Genomic DNA, 12,720 nt, shown 5'->3' on the forward strand with positions numbered 1-12,720 from the left:
GTCATTTTTTTCATAATTAAATCCCCTTTTGCTTTTATCATAGAGAATTTTCTACTTTTTTGCTGTACTATTTTAGGGGATAGTTACAATGTTGTTTTATTGAAAATAGCGATAATTTTGTCTACAAATCGATATAAAAAAACCCAGCATTTGCTGGGTTTTTCAGTATTTATTAGATAACTATTTAATTTTAGCTTCTTTATAAATAACATGCTGACGAACTACAGGATCGTATTTTTTGATCTCCATTTTTTCAGGCATAGTTCTTTTATTTTTGCTAGTGGTATAAAAATGACCTGTACCAGCAGAAGAAACTAATCTGATTTTTTCGCGTACACCTTTAGCCATGATATGGTTTCCTTATTAGTACTTTTCACCACGGGCACGAAGTTCAGCTAAAACTGCATCAATACCCTTTTTATCGATAGTACGCATACCTTTAGCAGATACACGCAATTTTACAAAACGTTTTTCGCTCTCAACCCAGAAACGGTGAGTTTGAAGGTTTGGTAGAAAACGACGTTTAGTAGCATTCATCGCATGAGAACGATTATTTCCTACTAAAGGACCTTTTCCTGTTACTTGGCATACTCGTGACATGTCAATAATTCTCCGAAATTTCTATGCTTAAGCCCTGGGCGTAATATGTTAATGGAATTGACCTCGTCAGGCTTTTAGTTTACTGCAGTTCTATCTGAGAAGCAGTTTAACCTCTCACACTACACCCATAATAATGAGGTAGCGAAGTATACGCTGTTATGCGCAAATTCTCAAGTATTATCTTACCTATGCATAAAATTAGTTTACAATGGCATAACTCATATAATATTTATTTTATTAATTAAAAAAAATTCCTAAAACCATTTTGAATCAATCTGATAGATAAAATTTTTGTAAAAATTTTTTGTAATAGCACTTGCTTTTTTCTTATAACGAACAATTCATTATAAAACAATATACTGTCTTTAACATCATTTTAGAAAAAATGATTTAATTTAATAATAAATATGTTTTAATAAGCTTGATTAAGATTTTTATTTATATCGTGTTAATTTTCCAATTTATAAGGAGATTATATGAACCAGTTCACGCCGTATAGTATATATGGCATTATCGGTTATCCTTTAGGGCACAGTATGAGTCCACTTATTCATACTACGTCATTTCAAGATTATGGGATCCCAGCAGTTTTAGTTCCTTTTCCTACTCCACCAGAAGAGATACCGACACTTTTTAAATCAGTAAGATTACTAAATATCCGTGGATTATGTGTCACTATTCCACATAAACAGACTATCATCCCTTATTTAGATGAAGTGACAGATCATGTAAAAAAAGCAGGTGCTGCGAATTTGGTGTATTGGGATGGGGATAAACTTTGTGGGGATAATACAGATATTATTGGATTCATGGAGCCACTTCAAAATAAAAAACTGCCAGCAGAATTCAAAAAAGTGTTATTACTTGGTGCAGGAGGTGCTGCACGAGCAGCTGTAGTGGGATTACAGGAACTTGGTTATAGCGATATTACAGTAACAGATATTGCTGATGATTTACCTCAGGCATTAGCCAGTGAATTCAACCTTAAAACTGTTTCATGGGAAGACCGTAGTAAAGTTGAAGCTCAAATTGTTATTAATTCAACACCATTAGGTATGACGGGTAAATTTGAGAATCAAACACCTTATAAACAAGCTTGGTTTAAAGGTAAAGGCGTGGCTTACGATATTGTTTATACTCCATATAATACTTGTTTTAGACAAGAAGCAGAAAGAGCTGGCTGGCAATCTATTTCAGGGCGTGAAATGTTTATTGGTCAAGCAAATGCTCAATTTAAAATTTGGACAGGAAAAGATCTTTCTGAACGAGCAAAACAAGCTGTAATTGATGCTTTAGCTAAACATTAATTACCAAACAGGCAAACATATCTAGTTAAATTGGAATTAATCGTATTTTCTACTGTTTATACAATTAGCTGCTATTGCCAACTATATTACGTTGGCATAGGCAAAGTTAATATATTAATTGGATAGATCAAGCGCATTATAATAAGGAGCATTTATGACTAACTTAGAATTGCAAGCGTATCGTCGTTTTCTTATGCTAAAAGTATCAGAAGCTAGTGAATATATTGGAAAAACAGATATTAATACATGGCATGATTGGGAAAATGGTACAAAGCCGATCCCAGAGTTTGTCGGAAAAGCAATGCAAGAACTAAAAAAAATCAGAAACGAAAAAATAAATATTATTATAAATAGTATTAATGATCGTATTGGTAGTAATACAATCCGTTATTTTATGACATACGAAGAGTTCAAAAAGGTAAATTTAGATCTTGATGTGATTCAATGGCGATTACATCAATCAATTGCAACAGAGCTCTATTTCCGTGGTTTAGAAAAGTTATGTTAATTAACTTTATTAAGATGACTTTTAGGTTTTAAAAGCTTCCTTATAATTATTGTAAACATTTCATTACGGATGGTTCTGTGGTGGGGTTATTTAATTATATAAAAAATATATATTTATACATTTTTTATATAATATGTAAAAAATTTGTTGCAAAAATAAGAGCGAATCACTAGCATGGTTAATATATTCTATAAATCTGAAAAGATAAAACCCGATATGAATAAAACAATTTTTTTAGTTGGTGCACGGGCTGCAGGTAAAACAACGATGGGAAAGATGTTAGCAAATAAGCTATCGTTTTCTTTCATTGATACCGATAGCTATTTACTCGAAACTACCCAAAAAACGGTAGCCGAAATTGTTGAAAAAGAAGGTTGGGAAGGATTTAGAGCAAGAGAGAGCCAGGTGTTGATTGATACAACTAAACCTAATTGTGTCATTGCAACTGGTGGCGGCATGGTATTAGCCGAGCATAACCGGAATTTTATGAAACAAAATGGTATAGTTATTTTTTTATCTGCGCCTGCGGCAACACTAGCTGCGCGTTTAATGAAAGATCCTAACATTGCTCAAAGACCGTCACTAACGGGTCTATCTATTTCTGATGAGATGGAAAAGGTATTAGCTGAAAGATTACCTTTATACCATGATGCTGCACACCATGTGATCAATGTTGATCAAGATGAAAGTTTGATTCTTGCAAAAATGTTTGAAATACTTCAAAGCTAATTTAACTTCTTTTAATAAAAATACCGATTAAAAAGTGGTATTTTTATTAATAATAGAAAAAATAAATTTTTAAAATTTAATTAAGATTCTATATAAGTTTAATTTTTGAATAAAACTTTATTGTTTTCTAGAACCAAATGAAAGCTAAGTAACAAATTTATACTTACTATCTTTCTGATTAATATTGATACTTGTATATTGAATAGAATTATAATTTTATGTTTTACATATGGAGTATGACAAGTGGATAATCGAAAGGTCAATTCTTATGGAATTGCAGGATCTATATATGCAAATTATATAATACAAAGTATTGCATTAATTGTGATCATGCAATTTTCATATGATATATCGAAACAACTTAATATTGATCTAATCGGCATTGGTAAAATTGCTTCGGGTATAGGAATTGGAAAAATATTATTAATGTTTGTTGGTGGTGTATTGTCAGATAAATTTGGTCGCAAACTATTTATTTGTCTAGGTATGGCTTGCTATGCTATTTTTTTTCTAGGAATGCCTTTTTGTACTAATATAAATATTGCTTTTTGTTTAGCTATTGCTATTGGGGCTGGAAATTCTTTTTTAGATACTGGTTCAATGCCAGCATTAACAGAATGTTTTCCAAACTCATGTGGTACAGCTAGCGTATTGATCAAGGCTTTCATTTCAATGGGATCTCTTGTTCTTCCATTTATTGTTGTTTTTTGCCATCAATACCAAATATGGTATGGTTGGATTTTTTTTGGTTTTGTTGCTTATTTAATAGTTAATACACTATTTTTACTTCCTAAGCAGTTTCCACATATAGATACCTCCATTAAAAGTAATGAATGCTCACAAAGTTATTTTATTGGAAAACCTAATTTTGGATTTGAAGGTATTTTATTAATTATTATGGGATTTACAACAACAGCAACATTCGTTATTGTTTTGCAGTGGTTGCCAACTATCGCTATCAGAGCTGTTAATATGAGCGAACCTGATGCTAATCAACTGATTAGTTATTATAGTACTGCCTCAATTATTTCTGTATTTGTTACGGCTTTTGTAGTCAAACATCTATTAAAACCTATCTTTTGCATCATTATTTTGCCTGCCTTATCTGCGTTGGTATTAATCATTTTTTATTTTAATGTTTCACCTGCAATGTGCGTTATCGTCGCAATAGGAATGGGATTTACTGCGGCAGGGGGGGTACTTCAATTAACTTTGGTTGTTATGCAACAAATGTTCCCAACACGAAAAGGTCTTGCTGTAGGTTGTATGTATACTTTTAGCGGTCTATCGTTTGTTATCATTCCGCTTATAGTACCAAAATTAGCTATGTTCAATGTAAGTTATGCCATATTAATTGACTTTTTTATTGCGATGTCAAGTGTAATACTTGGCTCAATTATCTTTTATCGTTTTAAAAAGGTAGTTGATATAACAAAAATATAATTTTATATATTTTAAGAATAATAATGTTAGAGGGCATGCCAATATGGCATGCTTTTTTTCGATATTAACATCTCATAAAAATTTTAATTTATTTTCGTATTTAACAATTCAATATTTTGTTAATCCATTATTACTTAATCAAAAATCATTAAGCTTAAGCCATTAACTTTTATTAATAGCAAATTTTAAGATTTTTATTAGATTCTTGAAATATTGCTTGCCATAAAACCAAAAATAAATAAAAATACATAAAAAGTGAATAAGTATTCAGCTTGAGGTGGTTGTGAAAATGAAAGAACGTACAACTGAGTTAGTTGATGGCTTAAGACATTCAGTACCTTATATTAATGCACATCATGGTAAAACATTTGTAATTTTGCTCACAGGCGCAGTGTTAAAAAGTAATAATTATTCAAGTATTATTAGTGATATTGGTTTACTTTATAGTCTTGGTATTAAACTTGTTATTGTTAATGGTGCTCGCAATCAGATTGATGAATCTTTAAAAAATCATAATATCACACCTAAATATTATAAAAATACGCGTATTACCGATGCAACAACACTGGACATCATTAAACAAGTTACTGGTTCATTACAACTCAATATTACCGCAAGTTTATCAATGAGTTTAAATAATACTCCATTACAAGGAGCTCATATCAGTGTTGTAAGTGGTAATTTTGTGATTGCACAACCTTTAGGGGTAGATGATGGGATTGATTATTGTCATACAGGTAAAATCCGTCGTATAAACAATGAGGCTATAGCTGAACAACTAGCTCGTGGATCAATTGTGTTACTAGGCCCTGTTGGCGTTTCGGTTACTGGTGAAAGTTTCAATTTAGCGTCTGAGGATGTCGCAACCGAAGTTGCTATTCGCTTAAAAGCGGATAAATTAATCAGTTTTTGCGCTGAACAAGGAGTACTAGATGAAAACGGTCGTGTTATTACCGACCTTTATCCTGTTGATGCGGATAATTATGTCAATAAAAAAGAGCAGCAAGGTAAACCTTTATCTAGTGAAGCACGTTTTTTACGTGCAGCATCTAAAGCATGCCGTAGTGGGGTCAGACGAAGCCATTTGGTAAGTTATTTGGTTGATGGCTCAATTTTACAAGAATTATTTTCGCGTGATGGGATTGGAACACAAGTAGCGATGGAGCATTCTGAACAAGTACGTTTAGCAACTATTAACGATATTGGAGGAATTCTAGAACTCATACGCCCACTTGAAGAACAAGGTATTTTGGTTAAACGTTCACGTGAGCAGTTAGAAATGGAGATAGATAAATTTACCATTATTGAACGTGATAATATGACAATTGGTTGTGCCGCACTTTATCCATATCCTGAAGAAAAAATGGGAGAAATGGCCTGTGTAGCTATTCATCCTGATTATCGCAATTCATCTCGAGGAGATGACTTAATTGAAAAGTTAACAGAAAAGGCAATCCAGTTAGGGCTCGAAAAAATATTTGTTTTAACTACACGTAGTATTCATTGGTTTAGAGAAAAAGGTTTTAACCCTGCAGAAGTTGATGATTTACCGATTAAAAAGAAAAAACTTTATAATTATCAAAGGAATTCTAAAATTTTAATGCTTGATATTCTTTGACCTATATTTAAATAAGGTTGGGAGCGACTAAAATTTCTAATATTATAAATCTGGTATTAAATAATGGGATATTAACGCCAGCTATAAAAAGTAATTAGAATTAGTATGTTACAACAGTATTTAAAATTTGCATTGTAAATGTTTTTTTTAAGTAAAACCCACGTGGTCGAGTTAAAATAATATCACCATTTTCACCAATTGCTTCCGTAAGAGCTTGCCCATTGGCTGCTTTAGGCCTAATTTGTAAATAAGTACCATATCGAGCAGTAATTTTTTCAACATGCCCTAGTGCTATCATATCCATTAACTCTTCCCAGTCTTGTTTGAGCTGTTGCTCTTGTTTTTTAGTTGGTGTCCACATAATAGGTTTTCCAACTTTTCTATCTGCGAGAGGAATAGTTCTTTCACCTTCTATCGGAATCCAAAGCACTTTTGCAAGTTTATATCTAACATGGCTTGTCTCCCAAATAACACCATGATTAGCCATTAATGGTGTGACACTAACGAAGGTTGTTTCAAGTGGTTTACCGTGTTTATCAACAGGAATAGTTTTAAGCTCTATACCAAGATTAGCAAAATCTTGCTCAGCTTTACTACCAGCATTTGCTCCTAAAAAAGTTTCAATAAGATTGCCTACCCAACCCTTTTGTTTATTTAGATTATTCGGTATAGGTATGTTTAAGTATTGTGCTATCTCGCCAAAAGTATAACCTGCTGCTAACTGAGCTCGTTGCAATAATTCTTGTTCACTATTAGGAAAAAATATAGGCATGGCAAAAATAGTTAACTTACTTGTTAAGAAAACACAGTCAATTATATTGACTGTGAATCTTAAAATAAAGAGTTATTAGCTTAACTTTTCAACCCAACTTGCATAGCTATTAATAATAAGGGCTAAGAATTCTTTACTTTTTTCAGTAATATTACCACTTTCATCAAAAGTAGAAGCTACATTACCAATATAAGCTTCAGGCTGTTGTAATGTCGGCATATCAAGAAATACTAATGATTGACGAAGTTGATGGTTAGCGCCAAACCCACCAATTGCACCTTGTGAAACGGAAACAATTGCAGCGGCTTTTTTAGACCAAATGCTCTTACCATAAGGACGAGAACCAATATCTATTGCATTTTTGATAACAGCAGGAACTCCACGATTATATTCTGGTGTCACAAAAATAACACCCTGACAATCGGCTACTTCTTTGCGGAAACGAGTATAAGAGGCAGGAGGGGTATCATTATCAATATCTTCATTATATAAAGGTAAATCGCCAATTTGAATAATTTGTAATGAAAGTGATGGTGGTGCAATTTTTTGAAAAACTTTTGCTACTTTTAAGTTATAAGAGTCTTTGCGCAAACTTCCTACCAGTACAGCAATTTTTTTACTCATCTTAAATCTCCACTTTTTTTATAAGAGGTATTTTTAATACCTCTTAAATTAATAGTATTTGTTAATGTCCTGATGAGTCGACTTTTCGGCCTGCTTCAAATAAGAACCATGCACGTTGTTCTGTTTGATCGATCCACTCTTCAATTAAACTGGCAGTAGCGGTATCATTGTATTTATCACAAATATCATGTGCAACACGCATACGTTCTGTTAGTTTTACATTATCTTGGCATAGCTCGGCAAGCATATCTGATGGTTCAACGAAATCTGCATCATTATCAGAAATACTCTGTAATTTAGCAATGTGACCAATTGAGCGTAGAGTTGTGCCACCTAACTTACGGACACGTTCCGCAATCGGATCTGTCATTGCAAATAGCTCTTCACCTTGATCATCTAGCATTAAGTGGTAATCACGGAAATGAGGGCCACTAACATGCCAATGAAAGTTTTTAGTTTTTAAATATAAAGCAAATACATCTGCTAAAACAGAATTCATTGCTCCAGAAATATCTTTTGATGCCTTTTGTCCTAAATCAGTAGGAAACAAAATAGCTGATTGTTGTAGTTTTTTAGCAGAAGCCGTACTTTTAGCCATGATATATTCTCCTTTAAATTGAATAATAAATACCCGTATTGACAAAATTACGCCAACTTAATGTTAATGTCCAATAAAAAACGTTAATTTTTTACTATCATTGCTATTTCAGTAACCTATGGTTTCTTTATCTCTTTCTTCTTTCTTGTTTTTATTTATCTGAAACAATATCTTTCAAAATAAAAGAAAATATTTCAAAATGTGATTTAGTTAAAAGTTTTTATATTTCAAAGTTGATAGCATTAATGCGAAATTTAACTCAATAGGAGACAATATGATTGATGCTATTTCATTTGGTGCCGAATGGTTTATTGGTTTATTCCAAGAAGGCGGCAAGGTATTTGTGGGTATGGTAACAAGTATATTACCATTATTAATTTCATTACTCGTTGTGATGAACGCAGTGATTAAATTTATTGGGCAAGAACGTATTGAACGTTTAGCGCAAGCTTGTGCGGGCAATCCTGTTTCTCGATATCTATTATTACCACTTATCGGAACTTTCGTATTTTGTAATCCAATGACATTAAGCCTAGGTCGTTTTATGCCAGAGTTTTACAAACCGAGTTATTATGCAGCTTCATCTTATAGTTGCCATTCAATGAATGGACTCTTTCCACACGTTAACCCTGGTGAACTTTTTGTTTATTTGGGAATAGCTGCTGGTTTAACTACCCTAAATTTACCTTTAGGTCCTCTTGCTGTGAGTTATTTCCTTGTTGGTTTAGGTACTAACTTCTTTAGGGGGTGGATTACTGACTTTTGTACTGCCATTTTTGAAAGAAAAATGGGCATCAAGTTAGAAAGAAAAGTTCATCTATAATAAAAATAAGGAATATAAAAAATGGCAAAATTTATCCACATTGAAAAAGGCGAAGCAGGTTGGGGTGGACCTTTGGAACTTCCAGTTATTGCTGGTAAAAAAATTGTTTATATTGCAGCAGGTACTTGTCCAGCCATAGTTGACACTTTAGTTGATCTAACAGGTTGGGAAGCTATTGATGGTTTTAAAGATGGTGAGCCGCCTAAAGATGAAATTGGCGTTGCTGTGATTGATTGTGGAGGAACATTACGTTGTGGAATTTATCCAAAAAATCGTATACCAACTATCAATATTCATGCCACAGGTAAATCAGGCCCTCTGGCTCAATATATTGTTGAAGATATTTATGTTTCTGCGGTAAAACCTCACAATATCAAACTAATAGAAAAAGAAGGGAATGTTGTAAGCGAACCAGCAACAAACGATAAATCGTCTGAATTTAAAGATTATGACAGCAGCAAAAAAATTACTGAACAAAGCGATGGTTTGTTAGCAAGAATTGGTATCGGTATGGGTTCTGGCGTTGCTGTCTTCTTCCAAGCTGGCCGAGATACAATTGACACTGTACTGAAAACAATACTTCCTTTTATGGCGTTTGTATCGGCACTAATTGGTATCATCATTGCATCTGGATTGGGTAACTTTATTGCGCATGGGCTAGTACCACTGGCAAACAATCCGCTTGGATTGGTTATTTTAGCCTTAATTTGTTCATTTCCATTACTTTCCCCATTCTTAGGTCCTGGTGCGGTTATTGCTCAAGTTATTGGGACATTAGTTGGTGTTCAAATTGGACTTGGTAATATTCCACCGCATTTAGCATTGCCAGCATTATTTGCCATTAATGCACAAGCAGCATGCGACTTTATTCCGGTTGGTTTATCACTTGCTGAAGCTAAACAAGATACAGTTCGAGTAGGGGTACCATCGGTGTTAGTTAGCCGCTTTTTAACCGGTGCGCCAACAGTATTAGTTGCATGGGCGGTATCGTTATTTATCTATCAATAGATTGTCTAAAAAATGGGATGGTTCCATCCCATTTTAAACTAATGTTAAAAATAAAAAGCTTGGATTAAGTAAAAGCAAGAAATAAGAAGGTTAATGATGTCAAATATTATCTATCAATCAAAAATTAGTCAAATTGGTGAGTTTGCTCAAGATGCATTAACTGATGGTATGTTAATCCTGTTTAAAACTGGAGCACCAGCAGATTTAGCGGATTATTGTTTTGTGCATAGTCATGATGATTTAAAACAAGATTTACAAGTTGGGCAGACCATTTATCTAGGTAAACAGAGTTACAAAATTACCGCGGTGGGTGATGTTGCTAGCGTTAATTTCCGTGAATTAGGTCATATCACATTAAAATTTGATAGTAATAATCAAGCCGAATTACCAGGAACCATTCATATAGAAGGTGAAACTCCAAGTCAGCTTTTTGTGGGTGATGAAATTAGAATTGTAAATGATTAAGGAACATAAAAAATGAAACAAGTAGCAGTTGTTATAGGTGGCGGACAAACTCTTGGTGAATTCTTATGTAAAGGTATCGCTGATGCTGGATACAAAGTTGCCGTTGCAGATTTGAATGCCGCTAATGCAAACAAAGTTGCAGATGAAATAAATCAAAAACATGGCGCTAGCACGGCAAAAGGCTTTGTTGTTGATGCAACCAAAGAAGATAGTGTCATCAAGTTAGCACAAGACGTTGAAGCTACATTTAAACATGCTGACTTATTAGTCTACAGTGCAGGAATTGCACGTGCAGCTCCAATTACCAGTTTTGCATTAAGTGATTTTCAATTATCGGTTGATGTCAACTTAACTGGTTATTTCTTATGTGCGCGTGAATTTGCAAAATTAATGGTAAAACATAATACCGCTGGTCGTATTATCCAAATCAATTCGAAATCTGGAAAAGTGGGTAGCAAACATAATTCAGGATACAGCGCAGCCAAATTTGGTGGGGTAGGGTTAACACAATCACTTGCCCTAGATCTTGCTGATTGTGGTATTACTGTAAACTCATTAATGTTAGGTAACTTATTAAAATCCCCTATGTTCCAATCGTTAATACCACAGTATGCTAAAAAATTAGGTATTCCTGAAAACCAAGTGGAACAAGTTTATATTGATAAAGTTCCCTTAAAACGAGGTTGTGATTATCAAGATGTACTTGACGTATTGCTATTTTATGCAAGTGATAAAGCATCATATTGCACAGGGCAATCAATCAACATTACTGGTGGACAAGTGATGTTCTAGTTAAAATAAAGTGCGAAAGTTAATTTAAACTTATCGCACTTTTTATTCTAGCTTAAACAAAATGGAAAAATATTAAATATGACGACTACTCTAGTTGCTATAGCGCTTATTGCTTGGTGTATTCAAATTATTTTTAGTTGGTTTCAAATTCGTCGTTTCAATAAAGCGTTTCTAGCTTTAAAAAAAGGTTGCTACTTAGGTGTTGGTCGTAGTAAAAGTAAACGATTTAGACCAAGAGTATTAATCGCAATTTCATTAGATGAAAATAAAGTTGTGATTGATTCTATCATAATGAAAGGGATCACGGTATTTGCATTGCCTAAATCTATTTCCCAGCTCCATGGCTTATCTGTATCAGAAATAATCCCTGAAAAAATATTTCCAAACGACGTAATATCACAAAGTGCGTTGATTGTTGCCTTAACAGCAAAAAATTAATAATTATCTTTTATTTTGAAAAGTAATTTCTTTCATTATAAAGTATAATGGTTTGCAAAATAAAATTTCCTATATACTAATAATGATGGAATCATAATATGAAAGTAAGGCAACGACAAACAGCTATTTTAGAATACCTGCAAAATAATGGGCAAGTTAGTATTGATGAATTAGTTGAGTATTTCAAAACGACTGGAACTACAATTCGTAAAGATCTCACTCAACTCAGCCAAAGTGGTCTAGTTTTACGTACTTACGGCGGCGCCATGTTAAACCGTGAAATTGGTGATAGAGCTATTGATCATAAAACTTATATCAACATTGCATCTAAAAAATCAATTGCATGCGAAGCAGTTAAATTGATCCACGAAGGTGACTCAATTATTTTTGACTCTGGAAGTACTGTTGCTCAGATGATTCCTATACTGACAAGTTTCAATAATTTGACTATTATGACTAACAGCTTACACATTGTAAATGAACTTGTTGCACATAATAATGATCATACTATTATCTTATCAGGTGGCACTTTTCGCCGTAAATCGGCCTCTTTTCACAGTAACAGTGCATCAACTGCGGCCATATTTGAATCTTACACTTTTGATAAACTATTTATGGGGGCTGATGGGATTGATTTAGTAGGGGGCGTGACAACATTTAATGAAAGCTATCACGGCAGTGTTGCCATGAGTAAAGCTGCGGCAAAATTAATATTATTAGCTGACTCAACCAAGTTTGGCAGGCGTAGTCCTAATGTTGTGTGTGACTTAAATGCTGTTGATACCATCATCACCGACAATAAATTAGATGACAAATATTATGAAGCACTCATACAACGAGGCATCAAAGTCATTAAAGTAGACGTAATTGATAAAGAATAAAAAATAGCATTGTTTAAATGTTGCATTAGCGGGAATCTATTTGAGTGATGCAAATTATTAACAAAACAAATTTAATTTACTCAAAAATTAAAAACCCGCTAAAGCTGAGTGGCT

The 12,720-nt window shown here is 33.4% G+C and carries 16 protein-coding genes; 11 read left to right on the top strand and 5 right to left on the bottom strand.

Going from position 1 to position 12,720, the window contains the following annotated elements; genetic code table 11:
- Nucleotides 1–180: 180 nt before the first annotated feature.
- Both rpmG and rpmB read right to left on the bottom strand, forming a co-directional pair.
- Nucleotides 181–348: a 50S ribosomal protein L33 gene (gene rpmG, locus J6569_RS00005; protein WP_025314526.1), complete on the bottom strand. Its 168-nt coding sequence runs from the start codon at nucleotides 346–348 to the stop codon at nucleotides 181–183.
- Between the two features lie 15 nt (nucleotides 349–363).
- The gene (gene rpmB / locus J6569_RS00010) at nucleotides 364–600 is read right to left on the bottom strand and encodes a 50S ribosomal protein L28 (RefSeq protein WP_174798812.1); all 237 of its coding nucleotides are present in this window, start codon (nucleotides 598–600) and stop codon (nucleotides 364–366) included.
- A 476-nt stretch (nucleotides 601–1,076) separates the two neighbouring features.
- Here rpmB and aroE point away from each other — a divergent pair, with 476 nt between their 5' ends.
- The 5 genes from aroE to argA all read left to right on the top strand — a co-directional run bounded on the left by aroE (nucleotide 1,077) and on the right by argA (nucleotide 6,205).
- Entirely contained in the window at nucleotides 1,077–1,907 is an 831-nt protein-coding gene (gene aroE, locus J6569_RS00015; RefSeq protein ID WP_296317048.1) for a shikimate dehydrogenase, read from the top strand.
- A 154-nt stretch (nucleotides 1,908–2,061) separates the two neighbouring features.
- On the top strand, nucleotides 2,062–2,415 hold the full coding sequence (locus J6569_RS00020) for a DUF1870 family protein (RefSeq protein ID WP_034913431.1): 354 nt from the start codon (nucleotides 2,062–2,064) through the stop codon (nucleotides 2,413–2,415).
- A 216-nt stretch (nucleotides 2,416–2,631) separates the two neighbouring features.
- Complete coding sequence (aroL, locus tag J6569_RS00025) at nucleotides 2,632–3,144, top strand: shikimate kinase AroL (RefSeq protein WP_296317050.1); 513 nt, start codon at nucleotides 2,632–2,634, stop codon at nucleotides 3,142–3,144.
- 243 nt (nucleotides 3,145–3,387) lie between these two features.
- Nucleotides 3,388–4,587, top strand: a complete 1,200-nt coding sequence (locus J6569_RS00030; protein ID WP_296317053.1) for an MFS transporter — start codon at nucleotides 3,388–3,390, stop codon at nucleotides 4,585–4,587.
- Between the two features lie 289 nt (nucleotides 4,588–4,876).
- Entirely contained in the window at nucleotides 4,877–6,205 is a 1,329-nt protein-coding gene (argA, locus tag J6569_RS00035) for an amino-acid N-acetyltransferase (protein WP_296317055.1), read from the top strand.
- Between the two features lie 100 nt (nucleotides 6,206–6,305).
- Here the strand turns inward: argA and mutH are convergent, their stop codons facing one another.
- The 3 genes from mutH to J6569_RS00050 all read right to left on the bottom strand — a co-directional run bounded on the left by mutH (nucleotide 6,306) and on the right by J6569_RS00050 (nucleotide 8,199).
- On the bottom strand, nucleotides 6,306–6,977 hold the full coding sequence (gene mutH, locus J6569_RS00040) for a DNA mismatch repair endonuclease MutH (RefSeq protein WP_296317057.1): 672 nt from the start codon (nucleotides 6,975–6,977) through the stop codon (nucleotides 6,306–6,308).
- A gap of 75 nt (nucleotides 6,978–7,052) precedes the next feature.
- The gene (locus J6569_RS00045; protein ID WP_065590279.1) at nucleotides 7,053–7,601 is read right to left on the bottom strand and encodes an NAD(P)H-dependent oxidoreductase; all 549 of its coding nucleotides are present in this window, start codon (nucleotides 7,599–7,601) and stop codon (nucleotides 7,053–7,055) included.
- Nucleotides 7,602–7,662: 61 nt separating this feature from the next.
- Nucleotides 7,663–8,199, bottom strand: a complete 537-nt coding sequence (locus J6569_RS00050; RefSeq protein WP_034913453.1) for a DNA starvation/stationary phase protection protein — start codon at nucleotides 8,197–8,199, stop codon at nucleotides 7,663–7,665.
- Between the two features lie 274 nt (nucleotides 8,200–8,473).
- Between J6569_RS00050 and srlA the strand changes: the two genes are divergently transcribed.
- From srlA to J6569_RS00080, 6 genes are all read left to right on the top strand, one after another.
- Nucleotides 8,474–9,022: a glucitol/sorbitol-specific PTS transporter subunit IIC gene (srlA, locus tag J6569_RS00055; RefSeq protein ID WP_034913455.1), complete on the top strand. Its 549-nt coding sequence runs from the start codon at nucleotides 8,474–8,476 to the stop codon at nucleotides 9,020–9,022.
- A 21-nt stretch (nucleotides 9,023–9,043) separates the two neighbouring features.
- Entirely contained in the window at nucleotides 9,044–10,030 is a 987-nt protein-coding gene (locus tag J6569_RS00060) for a PTS glucitol/sorbitol transporter subunit IIB (protein WP_296317059.1), read from the top strand.
- A 96-nt stretch (nucleotides 10,031–10,126) separates the two neighbouring features.
- The gene (locus tag J6569_RS00065; protein WP_065590281.1) at nucleotides 10,127–10,495 is read left to right on the top strand and encodes a PTS glucitol/sorbitol transporter subunit IIA; all 369 of its coding nucleotides are present in this window, start codon (nucleotides 10,127–10,129) and stop codon (nucleotides 10,493–10,495) included.
- 12 nt (nucleotides 10,496–10,507) lie between these two features.
- The gene (gene srlD, locus J6569_RS00070; RefSeq protein WP_174798803.1) at nucleotides 10,508–11,287 is read left to right on the top strand and encodes a sorbitol-6-phosphate dehydrogenase; all 780 of its coding nucleotides are present in this window, start codon (nucleotides 10,508–10,510) and stop codon (nucleotides 11,285–11,287) included.
- Between the two features lie 78 nt (nucleotides 11,288–11,365).
- A complete protein-coding gene (gutM, locus tag J6569_RS00075; protein ID WP_065590283.1) occupies nucleotides 11,366–11,725 on the top strand; it encodes a transcriptional regulator GutM in 360 nt (119 codons plus the stop codon).
- Nucleotides 11,726–11,823: 98 nt separating this feature from the next.
- Nucleotides 11,824–12,606, top strand: coding sequence for a DNA-binding transcriptional repressor (locus J6569_RS00080; protein WP_065590284.1), 783 nt, complete (start codon nucleotides 11,824–11,826; stop codon nucleotides 12,604–12,606).
- Nucleotides 12,607–12,720 lie beyond the last annotated feature (114 nt).

Source organism: Gilliamella sp., from assembly GCF_024104075.1.
Lineage (GTDB): Bacteria > Pseudomonadota > Gammaproteobacteria > Enterobacterales > Orbaceae > Gilliamella > Gilliamella bombi.

Bases quoted from the DNA above. Each gene is read 5' to 3' on its own strand.
- rpmG (WP_025314526.1), bottom strand. From the start codon at position 348: ATGGCTAAAGGTGTACGCGAAAAAATCAGATTAGTTTCTTCTGCTGGT.
- rpmB (WP_174798812.1), bottom strand. From the start codon at position 600: ATGTCACGAGTATGCCAAGTAACAGGAAAAGGTCCTTTAGTAGGAAAT.
- aroE (WP_296317048.1), top strand. From the start codon at position 1,077: ATGAACCAGTTCACGCCGTATAGTATATATGGCATTATCGGTTATCCT.
- J6569_RS00020 (WP_034913431.1), top strand. From the start codon at position 2,062: ATGACTAACTTAGAATTGCAAGCGTATCGTCGTTTTCTTATGCTAAAA.
- aroL (WP_296317050.1), top strand. From the start codon at position 2,632: ATGAATAAAACAATTTTTTTAGTTGGTGCACGGGCTGCAGGTAAAACA.
- argA (WP_296317055.1), top strand. From the start codon at position 4,877: ATGAAAGAACGTACAACTGAGTTAGTTGATGGCTTAAGACATTCAGTA.
- mutH (WP_296317057.1), bottom strand. From the start codon at position 6,977: ATGCCTATATTTTTTCCTAATAGTGAACAAGAATTATTGCAACGAGCT.
- J6569_RS00045 (WP_065590279.1), bottom strand. From the start codon at position 7,601: ATGAGTAAAAAAATTGCTGTACTGGTAGGAAGTTTGCGCAAAGACTCT.
- J6569_RS00050 (WP_034913453.1), bottom strand. From the start codon at position 8,199: ATGGCTAAAAGTACGGCTTCTGCTAAAAAACTACAACAATCAGCTATT.
- srlA (WP_034913455.1), top strand. From the start codon at position 8,474: ATGATTGATGCTATTTCATTTGGTGCCGAATGGTTTATTGGTTTATTC.
- J6569_RS00060 (WP_296317059.1), top strand. From the start codon at position 9,044: ATGGCAAAATTTATCCACATTGAAAAAGGCGAAGCAGGTTGGGGTGGA.
- J6569_RS00065 (WP_065590281.1), top strand. From the start codon at position 10,127: ATGTCAAATATTATCTATCAATCAAAAATTAGTCAAATTGGTGAGTTT.
- srlD (WP_174798803.1), top strand. From the start codon at position 10,508: ATGAAACAAGTAGCAGTTGTTATAGGTGGCGGACAAACTCTTGGTGAA.
- gutM (WP_065590283.1), top strand. From the start codon at position 11,366: ATGACGACTACTCTAGTTGCTATAGCGCTTATTGCTTGGTGTATTCAA.
- J6569_RS00080 (WP_065590284.1), top strand. From the start codon at position 11,824: ATGAAAGTAAGGCAACGACAAACAGCTATTTTAGAATACCTGCAAAAT.